Below are 22624 nucleotides of genomic sequence, written 5' to 3'. Positions count from 1 at the left end.
GGGCGAAGGGGGACAAGGGAGCGGTCAACCAACTACCAATTACCAATTACCAATTACCAATTACCAATTACCAATGTCAGACGATCGAACCACACAAACGCCAGAACCCACTCCATTACGCTGTCTGAGTGGGGCAGTTATTTCGGCAGGAATTGCTTTTGCAGCCTATTCTCTCACAGCCGCGATCGCTCAAACGTTTGCCCGCAAACCAATTCATTCTGATAATTTTACTGTCGTTAATATTGCTGCTGCCGTCCGTACTCTGGTTGTAGGAATCATGGCACTAGGTACGGGTATATTCGGTATTGTCGCTATCGGTTTAGTTGCACTTGCGATTCAACTTTCGATTCAAAAACTGACGAAAAAAGAGGAGTAGGGGCGCACAGATGTGCGCCCCTGCAAGATGTTACTTATCTCATGTGCGTCTTTGCTCTTAGCCCCCTTTATAAGGGGGTTGGGGGATCGCAGCACTGCGCCACTCACGGAAAGAAGATCCCCCCTGGCTCCCCCCTTTTTAAGGGGGGAACAAAAGAAAGATGCCGCGTTACTTCCGAAAAAGCCGCATAGCATGATAGCAAACTTTTTCGCGCAGACGATAAACATCTTTAGTCGTTAAATTTAACTGAGAAGCGATCGCCTGCTGCGATTGTCCTTGGAGGTATAAATTTAACCACTCTACGGCTAAACGTCCTAACTTTTGCTCTAGATATTTGGATAGCTGCTGTTTGATTTCATCTCGCTGCTGCTGTTGTTCGGCTGCTTCTTCTTGCTCGCGATCTTGCTCGATCGCTTGGGCATCTAACAAGCTGAAACTGCGATCGCTGTCTTCTGTGGGAATTTGGGCAAAGACAATCCGAATCTCTCCATGTTTTGGAACTTGCGTCACTCCTCCTGGCGAGAGGCGGCGCATGTAATTGATCAAGCGATAAACGATCAGCGGTTGATTGCGAACTGGTCGCAAGCAGTATTCTTCAATCGTCGTAAATAGTAAGGCATGTCGTAGGCAAATATCGTCCGTACATTTAGCGATCGCCGTCATTTGTTGTTGTAAGTAGCAATCGCGTTGCAGTAAATCTTGCAAAAATTCTTGTAATACTTCCGTTACCTGACGGCGGCGATCGCGGCTGAGATCTACCATCATCCGAATCTTATTTTGCAGCACGGCTAGGCTACCTAAGCGAGTCATGAGACGACGATAGCCCTGTTCTGGTGCTTGTCCCAAATAACGATTCTGCAAAATCCGATAGCGATATGCCATCCCTTGCTGGATCAGTCGGATTTGCTCTGCGTCAAGCTGGTCGAATTGCTCGAAATGGTTTCCTATTAGCCAGCAAACAATACTATCTCTAGTAGCTACACGGCGATCGGGATAGTCAAATGCTAATTGCCAGTGCCAAGCTTGCAATATATTTTCAAATGTAGTGTTTTGGCTAGCTGTAAATTTTGATTCTAAAGGTAATGTGACAACCTGCATTTGCGACTCCTTACTTTACTCAATACTGCTGGGTCAATCGTGCTTAGTTGGACGAATAGCGCGATCGCGGCAGTTGTATTTTGGTTTTTACCCCTATCGGGAGCGCAACACTTGCAGTCTTGTCGTTCCTAATCCTCCCAAGGGTGGTCTGTTATCAGTGTAGAGACGTTACATGTAACGTCTGTACAAAAATCATTGCTTGAAACTTTTGGTAACTGCTTCAAGGCTGATTTGACCATGAATACAGATTAAAATACGGCTTCGATTTTGCCAGCATGAAAAAGTCAGAAATAGACAGCACTTCGCCAAACGACGCTAAATGGCTCCCTAGTTGACTAGTGAGGAAAGGTCTGAAAAAGTCATAATCAGTAGAGACGTTACATGTAACGTCTCTACATAGTCACTCATTCATCCACTTGACCGACGCGGCGCAGGTCGATAATGTCGCTCATCTTGCGGATTTGGTTGAAGATCTGTTCGAGTTGATGGCGATCGCGAATATCTAAGCCTAATTCAATGATTGCTGGCTGACCGTTGGCTGTTTTGACGGAAGCATGGCGGACGTTGATACTTTGGTCGCTGAGACGAGACAGGATATCTTTTAATACGCCGACGCGATCGATCGCTTCAATTTGGACGTTGACCTGGTAAGTCTGCGGACGGGGATTGCGATCGCCGTTAGCGTTCCAACTGACGGGGACGAGGCGATCGTAAGGGATGTTATCGACGTTCTGACAGCCTTGACGGTGGATCGAGATCCCACGCTGAGAACGGGTGGTTACGACACCAATAATAGATTCTCCTGGGATTGGGCTGCAACACTTTGCCAGGTGGTAAAGCAATCCTTCCACACCTGCGATCGGCGATTCGCTAGCGCGAGATTTAGGTGCAACTGCTGCTTCGCGGGGTGATTTTGCATTTGCAGGTATTAAACTGAGAGGAACTTCTGGTTCGGTAGGAATGAGTTGCTGCCCCTTCACGATCTCTCGCCAGCGGTTGAGAACGAGGTTTAACGTCAGTTCCCCGTAACCCAGGGCAGCAAGTAAGTCTTCGACGCTATGATAGTTGCAGCGTTCGGCTACAGCTTGCATCGGTTCTGACTTGAGCAAGGCTTCAAAACCTGTTTTCCCCAATTCTTTTTCTAACAATTCCCGTCCGCGGGCGACGTTTTCTTCCCGCCGCGATCGCTTGTACCACTGTCGAATTCGGTTTTTTGCTGCGGAAGTTCTGACAAAATTCAGCCAATCTAAACTGGGATGGCTGTTTTTCTGGGTTAAAATGTCTACAATATCGCCATTTTTTAAGGCTGTATCCAACGTCACCATTCTGCCATTAACTTTCGCCCCCGCGCAGTGATTTCCCACCTCTGTATGAATCCGGTAAGCGAAATCTACTGCTGTCGAGCCAGGGGTGAGAGGCACAACATCACCCTTGGGAGTGAAGACATAAACTTCGTCTTCAAATAAATTGTCCTTGATACTCTCTAAGTACTCTTGAGCATCTTTGAGGTCGTTCTGCCACTCCAAGAGTTGGCGCAACCAGGTGAATTTCTCATCTACAGGCGTAAACTTGGTATGGCTAGAGCCACCCGTTTCCTTATACTTCCAGTGCGCGGCAATCCCATACTCGGCAATATGGTGCATATCGATCGTGCGGATTTGCACTTCCAGAGGACGACCCGTAAAACCGACTACTGTAGTGTGTAGAGACTGGTAGCGATTGGGTTTGGGTAAGCCGATATAGTCTTTAAATCGACCGGGAATCGGTCTGAAAGCGTCGTGTACCACGGCTAAAGCGCGGTAGCATTCTTCGTTAGTTTTGACGATGATCCGAATTGCAGCTAGATCGTAGATTTCGTGGAATTCTTTTTGCTGTCGCTGCATTTTTTGGTAGATACCATATAGATGCTTGGGACGACCGCTAATATCGATACATTGAATGTGTGATTGCGCCATTCCCTGCTGCAAAACTTCAATCACCCGGGTCAGCCTTGCTTCTCGATCCGTCCGCTTCTCCGCTACTAAGTCTTGAATTTGACGATATGCTTCTGGTTCGAGGTATTTAAAGGTTAAATCTTCTAATTCCCATTTAAATGTTCCGATACCTAGCCGATTTGCCAGCGGAGCGAAAATCTCTCTGGTTTCTAAAGCGATGCGACGGCGTTTTTCATCGGGTAAATGTTCCAAAGTTCGCATATTGTGCAGGCGATCTGCAAGTTTCACGACAATGACGCGAATATCTTGCGCCATCGCCAAAAACATGCGTCGAAAATTCTCGGCTTGCCGTTCCGTTTTACTCGAAAAAGTTTCGGAAAACTTAGATAGTTTTGTAACACCTTCTACTAAATGCTTGACTTCTGCGCCAAATTGTTGCTCTATGTCCTCTAGGGTTACATCCGTATCTTCTACTACGTCATGAAGAAATCCGGCTGCAATCATCGCGCTACCACCTCCCAGATCTCTGAGCAAACCCGCTACAGCTACGGGGTGACAAATGTAAGGTTCTCCTGACTTGCGGTATTGCCCTTGATGCAGTTGGTAAGCAAAGTTAAAAGCACGACAAATTAGCTGATTATCTGTCGGCAATGCAGGAGCTTGCTGTGCTTCCAATTCCGAATTCCGAATTCCGAATTCCGAATTCTCTACAAGGCAGGTTTGTAACCAGTCAGGTATAGTACATTCGTAGGAATTACAAACAGTGGTGGCAGTAGCAGTCAGGGTGTTCATGGGGGCGGCTTCAAACACTCTTTAATTTTGGGGGATGAGTAAGCGTAGCATAAACTACAATCTTGTGGCTGAAATTATTGCCGAAGTGTATATATGGCAATAGATCTGTAGAAATCGAGGTATTGAGAAAATATCTTGCCAAATTGCACGCAATAAGACAAATTTCAAAGCGGTTGAATTTCAAGCTGGTTCAATCTCGAACTGGTTTAATCTCAAATTTATTCGCTCAGGTAGATTAATGGACTTTATGCTTTGAAAAATAATTCTTTACACTAATAATATCTTATTAATCCGCTCTATGTTGCCAGATCTTTATTATCAGTGCTATCAGAAACTGAGCGAACTGCTAAAGGGAATACAACAAGCAGCGACAGCACCAGAGGTGAACCCCCCCAGACTGCGCCAGAATGTATTAGCAGCACAACAATACTTTCAGCAACAGATTGCCAGTTTAGATAGTCAAGATATCGATCCAGCGGTAGAGTCGAGAGTGCGATCGCTGCAAACGGAAATTAGCAAGCAATTCAACTTGTTAATCATGGATGTGACATTTTTGCAAGCTGCTAGACAACCTCAGACACTACAAACCCGCCAGCAGCAGATTACCCAACGCCTTCAGACTCTACTGAGTTATTGTGAGGCGATTTTGGGAGTATAGATGCAAATTGGTAAATTTAAGCTCTAGGTGCATACGCGATCGCAAATACACCAAGGACTGCGATCGCCGCCCCAATCAAATTGAATTTATTTAGGATGAGGTAGGGTAGTTTAGGGCAGTGACAAAAGCGTGAGTAGCTATCAATTTACCTGGTTCGATCGGTTTTGCCTTTGGTATCCTCCCGGCTGGCTGATCCTATTTAACCGTCACTGGCAACACTATCACGCCGATCCTGATGGTTGGAATTGGTTAGAGTATGGATTATTTCTACTCCCAGGTGGATTTTACATCGCCTTGTTACTGCGGTGGTTGCGCTTGGGTTGTCGATTTCCGCGTCAACAAGCGGTGCAATTCGATCGCAACTATCAACAGGCTTTTCGCGATGAAGTCTTAGCGCCAATTGCCAAATATTACTACCGCGGCGAACTGAGGCAAATCGAAAACTTGCCGGAAACAGAATCGATGATTGTGGCGATGAACCACGCCGGAATGTCTTTTCCGTGGGATTTTATCGTACTAGCTTATCTACTAGGTACGGCACGGGAATGGAACGTTAAACCATTAGCCGGAGTTTCTTTATTCGATCATCCTTGGATGATTTGGTGGTTACCCCCTGGATGGTCGCAAGTTTTAGGCGGCGTGAGGGCAGAAAAAGAGGAATTTGAGACAGCGATCGCCCAAAAAACTGTATTATTATACGCACCTGAAGGACTGCGGGGACCTAGTAAAGGCTGGCAGCAAAGGTATCAATTGGCAAGTTTCGATCCGAGTTTTATTCGTTTGAGCGATCGCCACCAAATCCCAATTCTGCCAGTTGTTTGTCTTGGCAATGAACTTTTACATCCATTTGCCATTAATTTGAATTTGCAACACATTGGTAAGATATTCGGCTTACCTTTCTTACCTCTATCGCCTTTAATGCCGTTGTTCGCATTATTTCCTTCTATGGGAGTATGGGCAATGCGATCGCGTTTGCGTTACTTTATCCAACCTGTATATCGAGTAGACCTCAAAGATCGTACCTCTCGTCGCGAGAGAGTTGCAGCATATCAAGAAGCTCAAGCATTCAGAGATAAGTTGCAAAATGCGATTAATTGTATATTAAGCGGCAGTGATGACAAGTGAAGATTCGAGCTTTTCTACCTTTTGCCTGTTTATACTAAGTTAACTGACGGGAGAAGAGTAACTGTGTGAAACATCCCAAAACCAAAGCTCGTGATTTTACCTGGCAAACCACGTTTTCGGTACTGATGTATCTTTTCATGTACCTGCCGATCTTTGTTCTTGCTTTCTATAGTTTCAATACTTCTCCCTACAGTGCTGGCTGGCAAGGGTTCACGCTCAAATGGTATCAACAGTTGCTTCAAGATAGTCGCATCCTGACAGCACTACAAAATAGTTTGGTTGTGGCTGTATGTGCTGTCATCATTTCGGCTGTTTTGGGAACCTTGATGGCAGTAGGTTTAGGACGATATCGATTTCCTGGGAAGACGATCTATCGCGGTATTTCATACTTACCAATGATTGTTCCCGATATTGCGATCGCCGTAGCTACCCTCGTCTTTCTGGCTACGTTTGCCATTCCATTAAGCTTGTGGACGATTGTAGCCGCTCATATTGTCTTTTGCCTTGCCTACGTGGGAATTGTGGTGACAGCGCGACTAGCAAAGTTAGACCCCCATCTAGAAGAAGCCGCACTCGACCTTGGTGCGACACCATTGCAAGCTTTTGTCAAGGTTTTGTTACCGCAGTTAATGCCTGGAATTGTTGCTGGTTGTTTGCTAGCTTTCGTTTTGAGTTTAGATGACTTTCTCATCTCCAGTTTTACAGCTGGAAGCGGCATTAACACTTTACCAATGGAAATTTTCAGTCGCATCCGCACGGGAGTCAAACCCGATATTAATGCCTTGAGCGTCATCCTAATTATTATTTCTGGGTGCGTTGCTTTCTTGGCAGAATATATTCGCGATCGCGGTGAGAAAGAGAATTCGTAAGAAAGTCAAAAGTCAAAAGTTAAAAGTCAAAATTTAGGGTACAAGCTCTGAAGAAATGACTTTTATGCAGGGTTTTCAGAGTTCCTACTCATTTCTATAATCGCAGATATTTGCGATACAGCGACGATGGGAGCGGTAACTGCGCGTAAGATCCGTTTACCCAAGGAGACGGGTTGAAATCCTGCCGCGATCGCATTTTCGACTTCGTTTGTCGTCCAGCCGCCTTCTGCACCTGTGGCAATGACGATAGATTCCCCCAACCCCCCTTGTAAAGGGGGGCTAGAGTTGCCTTGCGAAGGAGGGCTAGAATTTTCTTGTAAAGGGGGGTGAGAACTGTCTAATTCCCCTGGTGAAGTGGGGAGAGAATCCGGCAACCCCCCTTTTGAAGGGAGGCTAAGGGGGATCGATTGCAAACTTGTAAATAAATGAGGCGAATTTCCCCGCGCTACACAGATATACTTGCGATCGCCTGTCACCGACAACAATCCCGTACTAAACGGGACGGGATCTAAAATCGTCGGTACGATTTGGCGTTCCGATTGTTCCGCCGCCTCAATTGCAATTCGCCGCCAACGGTCTAGTTTTTGCGGGCTGGGATGGAGTAAAGTGCGATCGCTGGTTACTGGAGCAAAACAATTGACTCCTAATTCAGTACAAGCGCGTACCACTTCATCAAATCCATTCCCTTTGGGTAGCGCCACCATCAGAGTTATCTCTACAGGTAACTCAGTTTGCACCTGCATTTGTTCTAGAATTTGTGCTGTTGTCTCTGCTAATACCGCTAACCACCATTGACCTTTGCCATCCATTGCAATAAAGCGATCGCCCTGCCGCAGCCGCAAGACTCGCATGAGATAATGCTGTTGCTGCGATGTGAGGGCAATTTGCTGCTGTTGCAGTTGTGTGGAAGCGATGACGATTCGTTGCAGTTGAGACATGAAGTATATTTACAGTTACAGAATATTTCGATCCCATCATCCATTGGCAGTGCCACCGAGATAAAGCCATTAGCCTGGTTGTTCTTCAGATTGGTAGAAGAAGGCTAAACATTAGCTAGCTAACTTTCTTTGCCTTCTAGGAGTCACTAAACGCAGCACCATAACCCCGATTAACAAGACAACAAAGGGTGAATAAATCAGTGGTGAATTGGCAATTTTGAAGCTGAATTCAACCGTAAAAGCCAGCCAGAAAAAGTGCATCCCTGTAGTATGTAAAACTTTCCATCTTCTCTGTCCTAACAAAGCAGCTGGGCGATCGAAAGATGTTATCGTCATGGCAATTAGAAAGATATAGCCTAGTATGGCGAACGCTGTGAAAGACTCGAACTTAGGTGCAGTTCCAGCAGTGACATACCATAAGCCAAAAATTGCGATCGCGTGATATGTATGGGACACTGCCATTGATACCCCGAAATAACGGCGATTTTTCAGTAGCCAGACTGAAAGAGGAGTAGATCGCATTCGATGCAGTGCCGAACCGACAAAAGCGCAGAGAAACAGAAGGCAAGAAGTACGAGCAGTGGCTCTAATTGCCATCCGCATCCCTTGTTCGTCTAATCCATTGACCAGCCAGATGGTAGCAACCATCGTACCAACTACCAGCGCCGACCAACCGACAATACCCCATTTTTGTAATGGGAGTTTAGTGTCTGTCATAGTTTACGACTCCAACTGAGGATACCAATTGGTAGTTAATTTAGCGATCGCCTTTAGGTACTGTCTTGTCTGTTGTTCCGAAAAATGTTCTATTCTTCCAAAAACTTTTCCCCTAATACTAATTCTTTCTGACTACGCTGCTAGAAGATCCCCCCAACCCCCCCTTAAAAAGGGGGACTACAACGCTGAGTTTATTGCAAAGAAAAACAGAATTGATGTAAAAAGCTTTTTAACTTTTAACTTTTGACTTATCTCTGCTTGTCTCGATAAATTTTTGGCGTAGTCTTGACGTGTTGGCGAAATATTCTCGTGAAGTGACTTTGATTTTGGAAACCTACTTGCTGAGAGATTTCTACGATTGTGAGTTCCTGCTTGGCGAGTAAATGCTTTGCTGTCTCAATCCGGCATTTCGTAATGTATTGATGCGGCGATTGTCCGGTAGATTGTTTGAATAAAGTCGCAAAATAGTGAGGACTCATGTTAACGACATTACTGAGTTCTGTCAAAGTGATGTTGCGATCTAAATTTTCGTGAATGTAGGCGATCGCCCGGTCTTGTTTATACTTAGGTAATCCACCTCGATAATCTCTAATTGTCTGCTGGCGAGAAGTATAGCGGCGTAACAAGTGAGCCGAAAGCGCCGTCACCATCGACTCTGCATATAACCGACTCTCCGCACCTCCTACCGCTAACTCAGCTTTCAACGCTAACCCTATCTGCTGAATCAACGGATCGCGTAATTGCAACTGGGGTATGAGTTCGATACAATTTTCCTCGATAGATTCATCAACAGTACGGTATAGAGTGGCAGGAGCGAGAAATAGATCTAAAATAGGGACTTCGCGATCCACTTGCGTTCTGGGGAACAATTGGCTGGCTGGAAAAATGCCAATATCGCCTTGAGCGTAATCTATATGTTGCCAGCTGCCATTGAAATCGAAGCTTGCCCGAAAATTGTCTAAAGCAATAATCACGAGATGCTGACTCATGTAACTCGCAGGCATTTCATCAGCGGGTTCTAACTCATAGATGAAATGAAAGCCATCCCATCCCGCCTCTAAAAGATGTAAATGCTCGGGATGTTCGCCATGAGACATAGTTTAGTATTGGCTCTACTGGTGTCTGATATTAATGTATCAGGGGATGTCATTCTAGATAGCGAGGCTCGTCTCATACCTACCAGGAAAGTATAAGATTTTCAGAGAGATAGCAGCTCGGCAATTAAAGGGAAAGGGGAAAGGAGAAACAATCGTTCCCGTTTCCCAGGCAATCCCCTAAAGTGACTATCGTTGGTATAAAGGAACGCAACTGGACACAAGGTATCCTCTTTATTGCGATCGCTCCAAGCGCATTTTTACTGAGGAATTTATTTTATTTGTGAACTCATGCCTAATGTCTCAGTAGTTTTACGTTAAGTTGGTCATTGGTCACTGGTCACTGGTCACTGCTCCCTGCTGCTTGATAACTGACAGCTTTGTGTCAAAAGCTACTTAATTTCTATATAAACCCAACATAGGGAGGAGTGTGAATTCAAGCTGTTTTTTGTAGAATTTTCTACAAGTCATCAAACAGACAAATACTCGTACTTACGTTCTCAGTTTTTTGCTTTTTGGAGTTTTTGTGTTGCAATTCATCTATTTTGTCATTCAGGCTATCCAACCAATTTTAGTTCCGGTCTGCTTTGTTAGTGCTTGGGCAATTGTAGCTCTCATCGTTTGGAGTCTCTATAGCGCCGTGCGAGACAGTGTAGCTACCAGTCAAAAATTGCACCAAATTCCCTGTACGAATTGTCAATTTTTTACAGGAGATTATCGACTGAAATGTACGGTACAACCTACGATTGCTAATACCGAGGCAGCAATTACTTGCATGGATTACCAAGCGAAAACCAATCCCTTGCTGTACTAAATTAGCTCAATCTCGATCCATTTCTAATAAGACCTTCATCACACCGCGTGTTTGAGCGCGTTCAAAGGCGGCTAGTCCTTGACTCAGCGGATAACGAGCGTGAATTAGCGGTTGAACGTCTACTTTTTGAGTGGCGAGTAAATTTAGGGCAGCGGGGAAAGGTCCGCAACGGGAACCGATGAGGGTAATTTCGTCTACAACCAAAGCGGAAGCGTCAAAACTCAAGTTACCTGCATAGGTGCTTTTGAGTACTAGCGTACCGCGAGGACGCAACGCACGACGGGCGATCGCAAATCCTGCTGGATTGCCCGTACACTCGACGGAAAGATCGAAAGATCTGTCGGTTACGGTTTCAGCTAAGCCTGTTTTAATCCCTCTTGCTTCTAAGTTAGCCAGTTTTTCCTGATGTCTGCCTACAGCTAATAAATCGCAACCAGTTAAAGCTAAGGTTTGGGCGACTAGCTGCCCTAACTTACCATCTCCCACTACTAACACGCGATCTGCTGCCTGAATTTGCACCTGCTGCTGAATTTCTAATGCTGCGGCGATAGGTTCGGTAAAAGTAGCAGCTTCCGTAGAAACAGTGTCTGGTACAGGGTGTAGGTTTGTGGCTGGTAAGGTGAGATAGTCGGCAAAGGCTCCATCACGGTTGACGATTCCCAATACGGTGCGGTTTTCGCAGTGGGTTGGCTGTCCGTTGCGACAGAACCGACATTGACCGCAGGTAGCATTGATTTCTCCTACTACCCTTTGGTTAACTAGATGAGTGGGTCCTTGTTCGACTACGCCAACAAATTCATGACCTAGAATACCCGTGTAAGGATAGTAACCCCGGATCAGTTCTAAGTCGGTGTTACAAATACCCGCTCGTAGGACGCGCACTAAGGCTTCTCCTGGGGAAGGTTCGGGAGTGGGGATATCTGTACGCAGTTGTAATTGGTTGTTTTCGAGCCAGAGTCCTTTCATTTTGATAGCTGGTTGATAAAAGCTGAGATTTATTTTAATGTCACGCATAGACGCGCAGCGGCTTCTCGTAGAGTAGACGATAAGACGCTAAGAAAGACCGCAAAAGGTTGTTTGCATGTTTTATAAATAGCTCAAAGAAGAAGATGCAGCAGTTAATCAAAAAGTGGAAATGGCGAAGTTCGATTTATTTATTAATTTGCGTGTTAAGTATTTTTTTGATTTGCAATTGGTCTGTAAATGCTCAAAAAACAGTCAACAATTGTCGTCCACAAATTATTGTACCAGACTTCTCTAAGGTAAATGTCTCTATTCAGAATCAAAGTTGTAGTATAGAGGACGTTACGATTACTCAGTCAAGGGCTTTACAAGAATTAGCAAAAGCACGTGTGCTGTATTTGGGAGAAACTCACGATCGCGACCGAGATCGCAAAATTCAGTTAAAAATAATTCAAGAGTTACAAAAAAGAAATCCTCAAGTCGCGATCGCGATGGAGATGTTTCAAATACCATATCAAGATGCGATCGATAGCTATTTAGCTGGTAAGTTGACTGAAAAAGACTTGCTAGAACAAACTGAATACGAGCAAAGATGGGGATATTCTTGGGAGTCTTATGCGCCTATACTCAGATTTGCGAAAGAGAAACAATTGTCAGTTTTAGCTGTGAACACGCCTTCTGAAATTACTCGTCAAGTTGCAAAAGCAGGTTTAGATAGTCTCACACCTCAACAGCGAAAAATTATTCCTCCTGCTTCAGAAATTCGGACTGATAATGCTGCTTACCGTCAGATTTTAGCTAAAACTTTTGCACAGCATCAACATTCCAATCGAGGTAATAGTAGCGGGTTCGATCGCTTTTTTTTAGCTCAGGTTTTATGGGATGAGACTATGGCAGCAGAAGTTGCTAAGTTTGTCAAAGCTAATCCTAAGCATCAAGTTGCCGTGATTGCTGGGCAAGGACATATTATTTATGGTTATGGTATTCTGAGCCGCGTAGCTAGAAGAATGCCTCCGCAATTCTCACAGGTTTCTGTGTTGTTAAGTCTTCCTCAAGATCCTGCTACTAATTCTAACCAACCGATAGCAGATTATATTTGGCAGTAAGATTAAATTGTACTATCTCGGCTAGCCTCCCTTTTTAAGGGGGGTTGAGGGGATCGTCTTATCTGAATCAAACTGAATTATACGGTGCTAATTTAGGTTTTATGATTAGCAAAATTTAAGACTTTATTTCTCAACCAAAAAGGAATTTGCAACTTCAAAATTAAGGTTGTAGAGGCTGTCATCAGCATACCAAGTAAAATATTTGCTATTTCAAAGCTTCTACCACTACTCATTGCTAAGAGTGTTTCTACAATCAGAGTTGGCAATAAAACACCAGCATAAAACAATGTATAACGGATGAATTGTTGTTTTGCTAGTGTAATAACAATTGCTAATAGCGCTCCTAAAGGAATGAATATCAAGCCATAGTAAAGAATTCGATCTTCTTTTGGTAATACTTCTAGAAGGTTAATATTGTATCGGTTTTGTAAGTTATCTACATAGACATGCAACCCTGAATTAGCATATGTTATAACTAGCTTGTGAAACTGTTTATCTGTAAAAACGTTATGCACGTTTGTGTCTAAATACTGAGCATTAACACCGTTGATCGGTGTTCGCAGTCGCAGGTTTAAATTATTGCCTTGTTGTCCTAAAGTAAAATTGCGCCTACCATTACTATCTGAAATAGAAATAATTCGAGCTGGTCCTTTTTGTTGAAACTTAGCAGTTGCAATTGTTGTTATTATTGTAAACTTAGAGGTTTCTTGTAATCTTTGATTGAGTCGATTCACAGGAGTATCTGTTTGCAGCCAATGGCGATCGCTTAGAAAGACTCCTCGATCGTCTGTTATTTCTGGTAGTTGCCCTCGCCAGCTCAAATCGGGCAAGTTTCCCGCGCGATCGCTGTAATTTTGTCTGTCTAGCTGATAGTTTCCTATCAAAGGTGTATCTACATTATTCCACCAGTTTTGGCTGGCAAACACGCGCTCTATTTCTGCTGAATAAAATGCTTTATCTGCAAAAGCGACTTCTGAAATAAATCCTTCCCAAGGACGTTCACCTGTACGTTCGTTGCCTAATATGAGAGGATAATTTAAATCCCAAGTACTTAAGTTATTTGTGGATTGTAACGGAACTGTAAACAGGATAGATGTAGCTAAATAACCTAAAAAAGCAATTGCTACTATAGGAAAACTAAACCGATTTTTGTTCTTTTCAATTAAAGTTAAAATATAACTAACAAATTTAAATTTCCAGATATAAAAACATAAAAACCCGATAAATCCACCTAAGCTATTAGTGAAGAGATCGGCAGGTGAGGTTTCTCTAGAAGGCAAGAAAATTTGGAGCGTTTCTACAACGAAAGATAGAATAAAACTAAGAAATATAACTGAAACTAGTTTTAATAATAAACTGAACTTTCTTGCCTGCAAAAAACAGGTTAGACTAAAGCCAAATGGAATAAATAAAAATATATTCTTAATCTTATCGCCCAAATGACTAGAATGTTTGAAATTGCTAAAAAAATATCTCAGAGAGCCACCTTCATCCCTAGAGAAATTGAAAGGGAAAAGAGTGGCAATAACTACAAGAAGAATGCTAGCAATAACAATGTAGGGCGCACTTTTAACTAAGAATTGGCGCAGACTACGTATAGTTGAGTTGCTGGCAGACGGATGAACGTGCATATGTTAAGTAATGTACGGCTTCTGGTACATCTTAGCGCTTCATCCGTAGTTTGACGGAGTGTTTTTTTAAAGATTTCAAGTTGTCTGTAGTTAATTAGTGCTGCTATTTTAAAGATTCTAAGAAGGGTTGAAATACTGAAATCAGTTCGCGACGACTGACGACAAGAGAGGGGAAAGAGATATTGCTGTAATCGTTCCCAGGTAATAAAGGAAAAATAGATGGCGATCGCAGCTCTACCCAAGTTCCTCCAGCTGCATGTAAAATTACCCAAGCCCCTGCTAAATCCCAAATTTTCGGTGTCGCTTCTACCCCACCCAGTACAGCACCCGCAGCAACGGTGAGAAAGTTGTAACTGGCAACCCCCAGCATCCTAATTTTGCAGGGAAAGCCAGATTGCATGACAGCAGTGCTGCGGGAACAGAGATTGAAAAAGTGATTTTTGCTAACCACATCGGTACTAGCATGGATCGGATGATGGTTGAGAAATGCCCCTGTAGGTGTTGCTAGTCCCGAATCTCCTGCCCAAAAGCCGTGAAAACTTTGTCCTAGCGGTGGTAAGTGGACGTAGCCAAAAACAGGCGTACCTCGGTACAGCAGTCCTAAAGAAATACCCCAGATGGGAAGTCCCCGCGTAAAGTTTGTGGTTCCATCAAGCGGATCGATAACCCAGCACCATTCAGCATCAGGAAAAATTGTCTCTCCCTCTTCGCTCAAAATACCATAGCCGTTGAAGTTGGAGGCGATCGCATCTTGAATTTCTCGATCTGCCCATTTATCTGCTTGGGTAACGAGGCTACCATCAGCTTTCTGAGAGGCTTGTACCTGCCCGAAATCCTGCATCAGTTGCGCCCCTACCCTCTGGGAGGTGGTAGCGGCAAAATCGAGAATCGTCGTCCAGAAATCAGTCATGAATGAGGGTGTGGGGTGTGGGGTGTAGGGTGTAGGGTGTGGGGACAAGGAGGACAAGGGGGCAAAGGGGGACAACCACCAACTAACGACTACCAATGACAACCATATGATAAGAAAATCGAAAAAACTACCACCTTAACTGAATGCGGAGCTTATCGTATTACAAATCCTACCACTGAATTTTGTGGTGGAATGCGATCGCGTGACTCACTCAGAATTAAAGGCAGTTATGATGAAGCGACTGATAGCAAGTCTCGTTAGCATTTGTTTTGTACTGGTAGCGTGTCTGTCCTTTCCAGAAATCGCCCAAGCCAAAAGCTGCACTTTACGAATAATTGGCTGGGAGGGATATATGGATGCCTCTTTTGCCAAACCATTCGAGCAAAAATATGGTTGTAAAGTCATTCCAACTTATGCAGGCTCATCTGATGAGATGTATGCCAAAATTAAAGCCAGTAAAGGCAAGACATACGATCTCGTCACTGCTTCGGGAGACTTAACCAAACGCTTGTATGATGCCAATTTAGTAGAGGCGATCGATTTAAGTTTAGTCCCCAACTACAAAGATTTATTCCCAATTTTTCAGCAACCAGCGTATAACACCTTTGACGGTCAAGCCTATGGTGTTTCGATTGCTTGGGGACCAGATTTTTTGATTTATGACAAATCCGTCGTCAAATCTGAACCGCAAAGCTGGGATGTCCTCTATCAACCAGAATATCAAGGTAAAGTATCTCTACCCGACTACCCCATCTTCAATGCTGATGTGGCGTTGTGGAAAGGTAGCTCTAATATCTACGACATTAGTAAAGAACGGCTAGCAACAGAAATTAAACCCGATCTTTTCCGCTTGCGTCCGCAGGTCAGAAAATTCTGGAATAGCCAAGGAGAATTAGCCCAACTCTTTTTAAATAAAGAAATTGCTCTCGCGTGGGGTTGGCCCGTAGCAATTGAAGAACTAAAACGCGCTAACTTTCCTGTAGGAGCGACTATTCCTCAAGAAGGGACGACTGGATGGAGCGATTCTTGGATGTTACTCAAAGGCTCTCCCAACAAAGAAATCGCCCATGCTTGGATGGACTATATGCTGACGGGAGCAGCCCAAAAACCCATGACAGAGGTAACTGGCTACTGGGCTGTTTCCCAGCAAGTTTTACCGTTACTCACCGCCGAACAGCGCCGCGATTCCCATTTAGAAGACATCGAAAATTACTACAGCCAAATCCACTTCTGGGAAACCGTACCTAACTACGATGACTGGGTATCCCTGTGGAACGAGTTTCGCGGACAGTAAAAATGAAAGAACTATGGCTGCGCCATAGTTCTTTCATCCTCTAAGGTACGGGAATCCTACCTCGGTGACAGGTTAGGGCTGGGTTAGAAGCGATAAATTAGTAAATGTAGTTGGTGCAAAGCAAATAGCTAGCACGGTGTCAGAATTAAACGCTATAAGCAACTGCAAATCATTTGGAGTTATTACTAAGGGCAAATCGTATTACCCTAAAGGAAATAAACCAAAGTCAATATTGTTTTTCGGGCAGTGAGATATGCGTAATAAACTGCTTTCAGTCATGAAACCGTTGATAAAATCTTTGTTCGTATTCGGTCTAATCGCTACTTTAGCGTTTGGTCAGGCAGATAATGCATTAGCAGCTAGTGGTGGTCGGATTGGTGGTGGCTCTTTTAGAGCGCCTAGCCGCGGCTACTCTACTCCTAGAACATACGCTCCCGGTGGTGGTGGCTACTACGCACCCTATCCTGGTGGCGGATTTGGATTTCCTTTCTTGTTTCCCTTCTTTGGCATCGGCGGCGGCTTTGGTGGCTTGTTCACGATCCTGATCTTTTTTGCGATCGCCAACTTTATGCTACAAGCCTTCCGACGTGCTAGTAGTGGTGGTAGCGTAGACGAATTAGAATACGATAGCAATCCTACTGTCAGTGTGACTCGCGTACAAGTCGGTTTGTTGGCTGAGGCAAGAGGCTTACAGGCTGAACTCAACCGGATTGCCGAACTCGCCGATACTAACTCTCCTGAAGGTAGAGTACAGGTATTGCAGGAAGCTTCTTTAGCTCTGTTACGCCACCCCGAATACTGGGTCTATGCTGGTGGTGGCACTCAGCAATCTCGCTTGACGGGTGCAGAAGCCGAGTTTAACCGTTTATCCTTGGCAGAACGTAGCAAGTTTAGCGAAGAAACTCTTTCCAAGGTCAACAATCAGCTCAAGGCTGCAACGCCTAAAGCAGAATTACCAGCAGGTGACGGCTCTGGTAGTAGCGATTTAGCTGTGAAAGATCCCGGTGAATACATCGTCGTCACTCTGATTGCAGCGACTTTGGGTAAATTGCAAATACCAACAATCAATAGTACTGACGATCTGCGTCAAGCTCTACGTCAATTTGGTAGTATTCCAAGCGATAAACTCTTGGCGATTGAAGTGTTATGGACACCTCAAGCTGAAGGTGACACCCTCAGTTCTGATGATGTTCTAGCAGAATATGCAGATCTGAAATTGGTATAAGATTTGCAGCATCGAATAAATTTGTAGGGGCGCACGGCTGTGCGCCCCTACGCATGTATGACACCTACACGGAAAACGCTAGATTTGCGCCCCTAACGTTTATATTTAGATATAACTCTCGATAAATGCGATCGCCTCTGTTAGTCCAGCCTGAGTTTTCAGATTCGTAAAAATAAACGGTTTATCGCCGCGCATTTTCTTCGCATCTCGTTCCATGACGCTTAAATCGGCTCCAACATAAGGAGCGAGGTCAGTTTTATTAATCACTAACAAATCTGATTTGGTAATCCCTGGTCCACCTTTACGGGGAATTTTATCACCTGCTGCAACATCAATCACGTAAATCGTCAGATCTACTAACTCTGGACTAAAAGTTGCTGCAAGATTGTCTCCGCCACTTTCTAGAAATACTAAGTCCAGATTGACAAATTTTTGTTCTAACTGTTCGATCGCGGCTATATTCATTGAAGCATCTTCGCGAATCGCTGTGTGCGGACAACCGCCAGTCTCTACACCCAAAATGCGATCGCTTGAGAGTGCTTGAGCGCGTACCAAAAACTGAGCGTCTTCTTGAGTATAGATATCGTTTGTGACTACCGCAATGTTATATTGCTGACGTAGATGCTTGCATAGCGCCTCAACTAAAGCCGTTTTTCCCGAACCGACAGGACCAGCTACCCCAACTCGAAATGCAGTCATAGGTAAGTCAAAAGTGAAAAGTTAAAAGTCAAAATTGTAGGGTGGGCATTGCTCACCTCACTATGACAATTTCATTTTGAAATTAACTATTAATACTACCATCTGGCATTGTCGCACCGCGTAAGGTTGCACCCGTGAGGTTGGCGCTACTGATTTCGGCTTTAAATAAGTTAGCGTTATCTAAGTTCGCATCGGTTAAGTTTGTTCGTGCCAAAAAGCCTTCAATTAACGAGCTATCAATTAAAATTGCTCCTAACAAGTTAGCGCGACTGAAATCGACTCGATTCATTCTAGCTTTGGTCAAGTTAGCATAACTCAAATTGGTTTTAGTCAGTTTACTATCAGGTGCGATCGCATGGCTTAAATTAGCACGGGTTAGATCTGCTTCATTCATTAACACTCGTTCTAGTTTAGTATTACTTAAGTTTGCTTCTCTCAAAATTGCCCGATCTAAATTTGCATCGCTGAGAAATGCATCGGCTAAATTTGCCTCACTTAAATTAGCGCCGTATAGGTTAGCACCTCGCAAATTGACTTCAACTAAATTAGCACAGCGCAGGTCAGCTCCAGACAAATCTACACCTGCCATATTTGCCCCCCGCAAATCGGCTTGAAACAGTCTTGTACTGCGCAAATTAGCAGCGTATTCTTTCTGTTCTTGTCTGAGGTTAGCACCGCGAAGACAGATACCTGTTAAGTTAGCACCACTCAAATTAGCATTACGTAAATCGGCATCAATCAAATTTGCATCGAGTAAATTAGCTAGCCTCAGATCGGCACTGCGTAGATCTGCACCTTGCAAAATTGCTCCGTGTAAATCGGCATCGTGTAACTTAATTTCACGTAAATCGGCTTGCGTTAAGTTAGCGCCACTTAATTTTGTGCTACTTAAATTAGCCTTGTGTAACTGCGCTCTATTTAAATAAGCAAAAATTAGATTAGCACTGCGAAGATCGGTTTGAGTTAAATTAATACTAACGAGATCTGCACCAAATAAATTAATTCCTTTTAATTCCAAACCGCTAAAATTAATTTCTCCCTTTGCATATCGTTGCATGAGTTCATTGGCATCCATAAATTATGCGTGGTAAATATTGCAATTGAAGTCAAAAACTAAAAGCTAAAAGTTAAAATACAAACTTCAAAACATGGGTTTAAGTGCTTGACTGATAATATTAGCGATCGCTAGGTACTCGTGCGGCTTGTTCAGCTTTCGGGCTGTTAGATCGAGAGTATCAACTAAAGCTTCAAAAGATTGACAGGTATAAGTTATATTCCGAATTAATTCGTATAGCTCCGTACTGCGTAAAGCCGCCCAATCCTGTTGAGTCCAATCAAATTGATGCTCGGTCGCTGAAAATAGTAAGATTTTTGCTTGCAAGGGATTGATTTGAATCATTATCTTGTGACGGATTTCAAATGGCTCAATTTTTTTCTTAATTTGTATGGACGCTGGCGGAGAGGGATCGGGAATAACCACAGCTTCTTGTCGAATTGCCGGAACTAAAGGAACGGTAATCAGATCGGAATCAGAGCTTATTCTTCTTTCTTGAAGTTTGTCTGCTGGGAAATTATATAAAATTTCTGTTTCGCCAATAATTGTGCTAGCAACACTTAAGTACTGCTCCGGCTTGTTTAGAGTTTGCGCCATTCTATAAACATTTTTTTTTAAGCTTTCTATATCTGAATATTTAGCAACTAACTCTTGGATTAAATCGAGTAAACTAATACTATTTAACTGATTTTGGTCTCTAGCCCAAAATTGTTTTGCTACGTAAAAAACTAGTTTTTTAATTCGGGCTGAGTCTTCATTTTGCTCTAAAGATTGTACAATTTGAGCGAATAAGAATGAGTTTTCCATAGATTGAGCAGCGCGATCGCTCCAGTTTATACTGTTCCCGTGATAAGAAAGCACGATCGTAACACAACCTAAACGCATCATAAGGATTAAGATCGCGATGGAGTCCCGCACCCATCTCGTTCATGACAAAATCTCGTATTCGTGCTGCTAAACCAGACACACAGCCTCACTTTGGCTACTTTTATGACAAACCAGGTAGTCTACCAGGAACTTTGAATATTGGGGTTGATGCTCAACCACCAGTTATCGTTTTAATTGACTACAACGAAGCAGACGTAACGCGCAAAACCTTAGCCACTCCAGAAGAATGCCTTCCCTATCTGGACACGGAATCTGTCTCTTGGGTTGACGTGCAAGGCTTAGGTAGCGAAGATATCTTACAAAGATTGGGACAAGTTTTTAATCTGCACCCATTGGTTCTAGAAGATATCGTCAACGTGCCGCAACGTCCCAAAGTAGAAGACGATTATGAAGACCATTTAGTCATAATCGCGCGAATGGTGATACCAAAAGAAAGTGGTGGTTTTCACAGCGAACAAGTCAGTTTTATTTTAGGAAAACACTACTTACTCACAGTTCAAGAGGAACCGGAACACGATTGTTTTGAACAAGTACGCCAGCGAATTCGCTACAACAAAGGCAGCATTCGCAAGCTGGGAGCAGATTATTTAGCCTATACGTTGATAGATTCGATTATTGATGGCTTTTTTCCCGTACTGGAAGCATACGGAGAACAAATGGAAGATTTAGAAGACGAAGTTATTACTAAACCAACGCGGCAAACTTTAAACAAAATCTATCGCGTCCGGCGAGAGTTGCTCAACCTGCGGCGAGCAATTTGGCCTCAACGAGATGCGATCGCCATGCTGATCCGCGATGATAATGACAGTTTAATTAGCGATCGCGTCCAAGTCTATTTACGCGACTGTTACGACCATGCCGTACAAATTTTAGACATGGTAGAAACCTATCGCGAATTAACTTCTGGTCTAATGGATGTCTACCTATCAGCCGTGAGTAACAAAATGAATGAAATCATGAAGTTGCTGACGGTAGTTTCTTCTATATTTATTCCTTTAACGTTCATTGCTGGGGTCTACGGTATGAACTTTAACACGGAAAAATCCCCTTGGAATATGCCGGAATTAAATTGGTACTGGGGATATCCCTTATGCTTGGCAGCTATGGTAGCAACCGCTGCTGGACTCATCTATTTCTTCTGGCGGCGAGGTTGGTTTGAAAACTTCTCTGATGTCAAGGATAGAACGTCAAGAAAGAGAGGCTAGGTGTCAGTTATCGGTTGTCAGTGACGAGTTATCAGTAACCAACAACCGACAACCAACAACTAACAACCAATTACCCATTACCCATTACCCATTACCATTACACTAGATCTAGAGAGAGTAGGCGCAGGCAGTTGCAGCCAGCTTTTACAGCTGGTCTGAGGAAAGTCTGGACTCCCGAAAGACCAAACTTGCTGGGTAACGCCCAGTGCGAGCGATCGTGAGGATAGTGCCACAGAAAGATACCGCCTTTTTCAGCGATCGGCGAACAGTGACCAGTGACCAAATGATAACTGATAACTGATAACTGACAACTGAAAAGGGTAAGGGTGCAAAGGTGCGGTAAGAGCGCACCAGCAGCATCGAGAGGTGCTGGCTCGGTAAACCCCGGTTGGGAGCAAGGTCGGAGGAACTACGGTTGGTCTTTTACCAGTTCCGCTATTGGTGTACCGCTAGAGGTGTCTGGTAACAGGCATCCCAGATAGATAACTGCCTTCTGTATGTAGAGATGCGATCGCGTTGATGCAGCAGAAAACAGAATCCAGCTTATGTCCTGCTCTCTCATATCATCTAAAGCTAGAGGTTGTTACAGCTTCTAGCTTTATTTTTTGTACGTTTTTTCTACGGAGTGTACGCAATGGTCAATTCTGCAAAACAAGGCTACGAAACTACTTGTCGTATAGAACGATGGAAAGATGGTAATTTGCGCTTATCCTTTAGCACCAAATAAGCTCCCTTGTTTGGCAAGCCTTCTGGCTACGCAGTGCGTAAGCGAGTGAACTTGATAGACACTCCGCAAAATTGGAGTGCATTAGAGGCTAAATGCTGGGTAATGCACAATAATGCACTCAATGGTTGTTTCGATCCAACTTTAGAAAAATATAGTTTAAACAATAAACAAAAACTTGCTTTATTAAAACCACCAATAAGAGAGGCAAATCTATTCGACCAGATATTAGAAAAATACAAACCCAAATTAGCAACGCCAGTCCGCTGAACGGAGAAAACCCCTGCATGTAGCTGGCTCCTCAGTACTGTTACCCCAATTACCCCAATTTTTACCCCAAAAGCTAACTTAGCGGAAATTTGGGACAGGATGTGTAGAGGAAGACCGCTTAGTGCGAGTTACATAAAAAAAGCTCTCCAAAATATGGAGAGGCTATTTACTCGCTGAATTGAGGATAGGGTGAGGAGTAACTCATTTACTCGTTGCAGCCATTTATAAGATAGTGAATGA

The 22624-nt window shown here is 43.8% G+C and carries 22 protein-coding genes and 1 other RNA gene; 12 read left to right on the top strand and 11 right to left on the bottom strand.

Annotated features, from left to right (window positions below; all coding sequences use genetic code 11):
* The first annotated feature begins 73 nt into the window (after window positions 1-73).
* Window positions 74-376 carry a DUF3082 domain-containing protein gene (locus C7Y66_RS16410; RefSeq protein ID WP_106546421.1) on the top strand — a complete coding sequence of 101 codons (303 nt, stop codon included), beginning with the start codon at window positions 74-76 and terminating at the stop codon, window positions 374-376.
* 168 nt (window positions 377-544) lie between these two features.
* On the opposite strand, the gene C7Y66_RS16405 is transcribed toward C7Y66_RS16410, so the two are convergent.
* Complete coding sequence (locus tag C7Y66_RS16405; protein ID WP_106546416.1) at window positions 545-1474, bottom strand: hypothetical protein; 930 nt, start codon at window positions 1472-1474, stop codon at window positions 545-547.
* On the opposite strand from C7Y66_RS16405, the gene C7Y66_RS33005 reads away from it, so the two are divergent.
* Window positions 1475-1606 (top strand): hypothetical protein, encoded by a 132-nt coding sequence (locus tag C7Y66_RS33005; protein WP_255410000.1) that lies wholly within the window; start codon window positions 1475-1477, stop codon window positions 1604-1606.
* A gap of 272 nt (window positions 1607-1878) precedes the next feature.
* Here C7Y66_RS33005 and C7Y66_RS16400 read toward each other — a convergent pair whose 3' ends face one another.
* On the bottom strand, window positions 1879-4200 hold the full coding sequence (locus C7Y66_RS16400; protein ID WP_106546415.1) for a bifunctional (p)ppGpp synthetase/guanosine-3',5'-bis(diphosphate) 3'-pyrophosphohydrolase: 2322 nt from the start codon (window positions 4198-4200) through the stop codon (window positions 1879-1881).
* A gap of 298 nt (window positions 4201-4498) precedes the next feature.
* Here C7Y66_RS16400 and patD point away from each other — a divergent pair, with 298 nt between their 5' ends.
* The 3 genes from patD to C7Y66_RS16385 all read left to right on the top strand — a co-directional run bounded on the left by patD (window position 4499) and on the right by C7Y66_RS16385 (window position 6852).
* The gene (gene patD, locus C7Y66_RS16395) at window positions 4499-4858 is read left to right on the top strand and encodes a heterocyst frequency control protein PatD (RefSeq protein WP_106546414.1); all 360 of its coding nucleotides are present in this window, start codon (window positions 4499-4501) and stop codon (window positions 4856-4858) included.
* 129 nt (window positions 4859-4987) lie between these two features.
* Window positions 4988-5983 carry a 1-acyl-sn-glycerol-3-phosphate acyltransferase gene (locus C7Y66_RS16390; RefSeq protein WP_106546413.1) on the top strand — a complete coding sequence of 332 codons (996 nt, stop codon included), beginning with the start codon at window positions 4988-4990 and terminating at the stop codon, window positions 5981-5983.
* A 125-nt stretch (window positions 5984-6108) separates the two neighbouring features.
* A complete protein-coding gene (locus C7Y66_RS16385; protein WP_181246443.1) occupies window positions 6109-6852 on the top strand; it encodes an ABC transporter permease in 744 nt (247 codons plus the stop codon).
* 62 nt (window positions 6853-6914) lie between these two features.
* Here the strand turns inward: C7Y66_RS16385 and C7Y66_RS16380 are convergent, their stop codons facing one another.
* From C7Y66_RS16380 to C7Y66_RS16370, 3 genes are all read right to left on the bottom strand, one after another.
* Window positions 6915-7790 carry a 16S rRNA (uracil(1498)-N(3))-methyltransferase gene (locus C7Y66_RS16380; protein ID WP_106546411.1) on the bottom strand — a complete coding sequence of 292 codons (876 nt, stop codon included), beginning with the start codon at window positions 7788-7790 and terminating at the stop codon, window positions 6915-6917.
* Between the two features lie 111 nt (window positions 7791-7901).
* Window positions 7902-8507, bottom strand: coding sequence for a hypothetical protein (locus tag C7Y66_RS16375; RefSeq protein WP_106546410.1), 606 nt, complete (start codon window positions 8505-8507; stop codon window positions 7902-7904).
* A 248-nt stretch (window positions 8508-8755) separates the two neighbouring features.
* Entirely contained in the window at window positions 8756-9604 is an 849-nt protein-coding gene (locus C7Y66_RS16370) for an AraC family transcriptional regulator (protein ID WP_106546409.1), read from the bottom strand.
* Window positions 9605-10127: 523 nt separating this feature from the next.
* Between C7Y66_RS16370 and C7Y66_RS16365 the strand changes: the two genes are divergently transcribed.
* A complete protein-coding gene (locus C7Y66_RS16365) occupies window positions 10128-10415 on the top strand; it encodes a hypothetical protein (protein ID WP_015155487.1) in 288 nt (95 codons plus the stop codon).
* Window positions 10416-10421: 6 nt separating this feature from the next.
* On the opposite strand, the gene C7Y66_RS16360 is transcribed toward C7Y66_RS16365, so the two are convergent.
* Window positions 10422-11381 carry an alcohol dehydrogenase catalytic domain-containing protein gene (locus tag C7Y66_RS16360; protein WP_106546420.1) on the bottom strand — a complete coding sequence of 320 codons (960 nt, stop codon included), beginning with the start codon at window positions 11379-11381 and terminating at the stop codon, window positions 10422-10424.
* Window positions 11382-11524: 143 nt separating this feature from the next.
* Between C7Y66_RS16360 and C7Y66_RS16355 the strand changes: the two genes are divergently transcribed.
* Window positions 11525-12484 carry a ChaN family lipoprotein gene (locus tag C7Y66_RS16355; RefSeq protein ID WP_106546408.1) on the top strand — a complete coding sequence of 320 codons (960 nt, stop codon included), beginning with the start codon at window positions 11525-11527 and terminating at the stop codon, window positions 12482-12484.
* Between the two features lie 92 nt (window positions 12485-12576).
* On the opposite strand, the gene C7Y66_RS16350 is transcribed toward C7Y66_RS16355, so the two are convergent.
* Window positions 12577-14115 carry a VanZ family protein gene (locus C7Y66_RS16350; protein ID WP_106546407.1) on the bottom strand — a complete coding sequence of 513 codons (1539 nt, stop codon included), beginning with the start codon at window positions 14113-14115 and terminating at the stop codon, window positions 12577-12579.
* A 103-nt stretch (window positions 14116-14218) separates the two neighbouring features.
* Window positions 14219-15025, bottom strand: a complete 807-nt coding sequence (locus C7Y66_RS16345; RefSeq protein ID WP_015155491.1) for an inositol monophosphatase family protein — start codon at window positions 15023-15025, stop codon at window positions 14219-14221.
* A gap of 229 nt (window positions 15026-15254) precedes the next feature.
* Between C7Y66_RS16345 and C7Y66_RS16340 the strand changes: the two genes are divergently transcribed.
* Window positions 15255-16319, top strand: a complete 1065-nt coding sequence (locus C7Y66_RS16340; protein ID WP_233222708.1) for a PotD/PotF family extracellular solute-binding protein — start codon at window positions 15255-15257, stop codon at window positions 16317-16319.
* A 253-nt stretch (window positions 16320-16572) separates the two neighbouring features.
* The gene (locus tag C7Y66_RS16335) at window positions 16573-17544 is read left to right on the top strand and encodes a DUF1517 domain-containing protein (RefSeq protein ID WP_106546406.1); all 972 of its coding nucleotides are present in this window, start codon (window positions 16573-16575) and stop codon (window positions 17542-17544) included.
* Window positions 17545-17649: 105 nt separating this feature from the next.
* Here C7Y66_RS16335 and ureG read toward each other — a convergent pair whose 3' ends face one another.
* The 3 genes from ureG to C7Y66_RS16320 all read right to left on the bottom strand — a co-directional run bounded on the left by ureG (window position 17650) and on the right by C7Y66_RS16320 (window position 20215).
* Entirely contained in the window at window positions 17650-18243 is a 594-nt protein-coding gene (gene ureG / locus C7Y66_RS16330) for an urease accessory protein UreG (RefSeq protein ID WP_106546405.1), read from the bottom strand.
* An 82-nt stretch (window positions 18244-18325) separates the two neighbouring features.
* Window positions 18326-19318 carry a pentapeptide repeat-containing protein gene (locus C7Y66_RS16325; protein ID WP_106546404.1) on the bottom strand — a complete coding sequence of 331 codons (993 nt, stop codon included), beginning with the start codon at window positions 19316-19318 and terminating at the stop codon, window positions 18326-18328.
* Between the two features lie 66 nt (window positions 19319-19384).
* Entirely contained in the window at window positions 19385-20215 is an 831-nt protein-coding gene (locus tag C7Y66_RS16320; RefSeq protein WP_146149807.1) for a hypothetical protein, read from the bottom strand.
* Window positions 20216-20226: 11 nt separating this feature from the next.
* Here C7Y66_RS16320 and corA point away from each other — a divergent pair, with 11 nt between their 5' ends.
* From corA to C7Y66_RS16305, 3 genes are all read left to right on the top strand, one after another.
* Window positions 20227-21390: a magnesium/cobalt transporter CorA gene (gene corA, locus C7Y66_RS16315; RefSeq protein WP_106546402.1), complete on the top strand. Its 1164-nt coding sequence runs from the start codon at window positions 20227-20229 to the stop codon at window positions 21388-21390.
* A 113-nt stretch (window positions 21391-21503) separates the two neighbouring features.
* An RNA gene (gene rnpB / locus C7Y66_RS16310) (RNase P RNA component class A) lies at window positions 21504-21952 on the top strand.
* 210 nt (window positions 21953-22162) lie between these two features.
* Window positions 22163-22384: a hypothetical protein gene (locus tag C7Y66_RS16305; RefSeq protein ID WP_146149806.1), complete on the top strand. Its 222-nt coding sequence runs from the start codon at window positions 22163-22165 to the stop codon at window positions 22382-22384.
* Window positions 22385-22624 lie beyond the last annotated feature (240 nt).

This window comes from Chroococcidiopsis sp. CCALA 051 (assembly GCF_003015105.1).
Taxonomy (GTDB): domain Bacteria; phylum Cyanobacteriota; class Cyanobacteriia; order Cyanobacteriales; family Chroococcidiopsidaceae; genus Chroococcidiopsis; species Chroococcidiopsis thermalis.
This window is presented reverse-complemented; position numbering and strand designations above follow the sequence as displayed.

Coding starts and splice junctions, on each gene's coding strand:
- C7Y66_RS16350 (WP_106546407.1), bottom strand. CDS start 14,115: ATGCACGTTCATCCGTCTGCCAGCAACTCAACTATACGTAGTCTGCGC.
- C7Y66_RS16340 (WP_233222708.1), top strand. CDS start 15,255: ATGATGAAGCGACTGATAGCAAGTCTCGTTAGCATTTGTTTTGTACTG.
- C7Y66_RS16385 (WP_181246443.1), top strand. CDS start 6,109: ATGTATCTTTTCATGTACCTGCCGATCTTTGTTCTTGCTTTCTATAGT.
- C7Y66_RS16380 (WP_106546411.1), bottom strand. CDS start 7,790: ATGTCTCAACTGCAACGAATCGTCATCGCTTCCACACAACTGCAACAG.
- corA (WP_106546402.1), top strand. CDS start 20,227: ATGACAAAATCTCGTATTCGTGCTGCTAAACCAGACACACAGCCTCAC.
- C7Y66_RS16400 (WP_106546415.1), bottom strand. CDS start 4,200: ATGAACACCCTGACTGCTACTGCCACCACTGTTTGTAATTCCTACGAA.
- C7Y66_RS16355 (WP_106546408.1), top strand. CDS start 11,525: ATGCAGCAGTTAATCAAAAAGTGGAAATGGCGAAGTTCGATTTATTTA.
- ureG (WP_106546405.1), bottom strand. CDS start 18,243: ATGACTGCATTTCGAGTTGGGGTAGCTGGTCCTGTCGGTTCGGGAAAA.
- C7Y66_RS16360 (WP_106546420.1), bottom strand. CDS start 11,381: ATGAAAGGACTCTGGCTCGAAAACAACCAATTACAACTGCGTACAGAT.
- C7Y66_RS16370 (WP_106546409.1), bottom strand. CDS start 9,604: ATGTCTCATGGCGAACATCCCGAGCATTTACATCTTTTAGAGGCGGGA.
- C7Y66_RS16405 (WP_106546416.1), bottom strand. CDS start 1,474: ATGCAGGTTGTCACATTACCTTTAGAATCAAAATTTACAGCTAGCCAA.
- C7Y66_RS16375 (WP_106546410.1), bottom strand. CDS start 8,507: ATGACAGACACTAAACTCCCATTACAAAAATGGGGTATTGTCGGTTGG.
- C7Y66_RS16335 (WP_106546406.1), top strand. CDS start 16,573: ATGCGTAATAAACTGCTTTCAGTCATGAAACCGTTGATAAAATCTTTG.
- C7Y66_RS16410 (WP_106546421.1), top strand. CDS start 74: ATGTCAGACGATCGAACCACACAAACGCCAGAACCCACTCCATTACGC.
- C7Y66_RS16345 (WP_015155491.1), bottom strand. CDS start 15,025: ATGACTGATTTCTGGACGACGATTCTCGATTTTGCCGCTACCACCTCC.
- patD (WP_106546414.1), top strand. CDS start 4,499: ATGTTGCCAGATCTTTATTATCAGTGCTATCAGAAACTGAGCGAACTG.
- C7Y66_RS16325 (WP_106546404.1), bottom strand. CDS start 19,318: ATGGATGCCAATGAACTCATGCAACGATATGCAAAGGGAGAAATTAAT.